Origin of the sequence: Allofournierella sp. CML151, assembly GCF_027853465.1 — a bacterium.
Classification (GTDB): domain Bacteria; phylum Bacillota; class Clostridia; order Oscillospirales; family Ruminococcaceae; genus Allofournierella.
In genome coordinates, this window is record NZ_JAPNNW010000042.1 from 1 (window position 1) to 1,732 (window position 1,732).

Consider the following 1,732-nt stretch of genomic DNA (forward strand, 5'->3'; position numbering starts at 1 on the left):
ACAAGAACAGGATATAAAGCTTTATGCTGAGGCCTGTGCAGTTTTAGCCTGTGTTTTTGTTTATTCAGATAAAGCTTTGTACAAATCTATTGCCTAAAACTGTCTCTCTTTCGGCTACGTAAGCGCCATAAGCAACCATGCTCGAAGGAATATGAGCGAATGTTTTATTCAAACCAAAAGCCCCTGCCGACCGTGCTTTTCGCTCCGGTCGGCAGGGGCTGCATTTCTCTTAGTCGATAGTTTCCTGTTCTTCCTGAGGTTCAGTGACTTCTTCGGGTTCTTCGCCTGTTTCGGGCTGTTCCTCGCTGTCGGCGGTTTCCTCATCCTCGGCATCTTCGGTATCCTCTAAGGTTTCATGGCTATCATCAGCTGCTTCTTCCTGGGCTGCCTGGGCCGCTTCAAATTCCTCATCCGCTTCTTCCAGTGCCTGCTCGATCAGTCCGATGACGAAATCCTTCTGACTGAGCTTCTTGCCGTAGGTCTGCTCATACCGCATCAGATATTCCTTGATCCGCTGGAAGAATTTCTCACTTACCTGAAATGCCATTGTTCTCATTTTGCTCATACCGTTTGCTCCCTTCATGTAATGTTCGTTGATGACCATTTCGATGAATTTGCTCATCGTGCTTTCACTTTCACGGATGTCCTCGCTGATCCGATTGTGCAGGTCCAGCGGGATTTTACAGGTGATGCCCTTGGTTTCCATGTCATTGCCTCCTTTTTCAGTCGTTCCTTTCGGGCAACACAAGCATAGTACTTGCCGCCGATCTGGAGGGTGTTCTTCAGCGTATAGGGTTCGTGGGTATACGCTGTCACACCGGCTGGAAAAGAAAATGCCGCGTCTTGATGGCGTAGTACCCGTGGTCGATTCCCATGATCATGGTTTCAGATCCTTTCTGGCTTTTGCCTTGATTTTTTCGCTTCTTCTTTCTGCGGGTTGCCATCTTATCTGGCCTCTCCCTTGCTGGGGACCTGGGATTCCCGACAGTATTCAGGGTATCGGATGCGGATTGCTTCCAGCATATAGCCTGCATCCGATGTGGTGAACAGATCGTGGGGCGTTGCACAGCCGTCCTCATTCCACCCGTTCCAAAGGTTGAATGCCAAACGGGTCAGACAACTGCTTCCGCTGGTTTGCCAACCTTTGTTCAGCCCCTCCGGCCGGATAACATCCTCCTGGAACTCAAAGACATCTTCAACATGCTTTCGGGTTTCGTCGCTGATGCCCATCGTGTAAAAAAAGGCCTTGTGGTAGGGATCAAGGACGCCGGTCTGAGTGAGGCACTGCTCATAGAATTTCTCGTGTTCTCTGTTTTTGAATTTGATTGACATTTTGTTCCTCCTTTGGCTCTGGGTGTTGAACAGAATCCACCGGCTGGGAAAGACGGATGAATTTCGTTTCACCACTGGTTCTTTTCCCGTTGAAAAACGCTGAAATCTAGCAGCGTTTATATCTTCTTCCCAGCCGGTAAATAATCTAGGGGGAGAGGTGTGGAGAGGGGGACAAAACGAAAAAAGCGCCCCGGCCAACATGAGCCGAGGCGCTGCCTGAAAAAGGGTACACTTCCCCCTTGGATTTTGAGAGTTCGATTTTCAACAAAAAAGAGCCCGCGATGTTTATAATATCACAGGCTCTGACCGGTCCTATTGCAGGATATTGTGTGTTTTCTGATATAAAAAATCCACTGTCCAAATTTCTCTGGACAGTGGATATCTGGTGCACTTCCAGGGA

At 48.7% G+C, this 1,732-nt stretch carries 3 protein-coding genes; all 3 read right to left on the bottom strand.

The genetic code is table 11. The features are described 5' to 3' along the window. Positions 1-229: 229 nt before the first annotated feature. The 3 genes from PH256_RS15140 to PH256_RS15150 all read right to left on the bottom strand — a co-directional run bounded on the left by PH256_RS15140 (position 230) and on the right by PH256_RS15150 (position 1,332). Positions 230-706: a translation initiation factor 2 gene (locus PH256_RS15140; protein ID WP_270914820.1), complete on the bottom strand. Its 477-nt coding sequence runs from the start codon at positions 704-706 to the stop codon at positions 230-232. Between the two features lie 106 nt (positions 707-812). Continuing rightward, positions 813-944 (bottom strand): hypothetical protein, encoded by a 132-nt coding sequence (locus tag PH256_RS15145; protein WP_270914821.1) that lies wholly within the window; start codon positions 942-944, stop codon positions 813-815. 1 nt (position 945) lies between these two features. Further along, positions 946-1,332, bottom strand: a complete 387-nt coding sequence (locus PH256_RS15150) for a DUF6075 family protein (protein WP_270914822.1) — start codon at positions 1,330-1,332, stop codon at positions 946-948. Positions 1,333-1,732 lie beyond the last annotated feature (400 nt).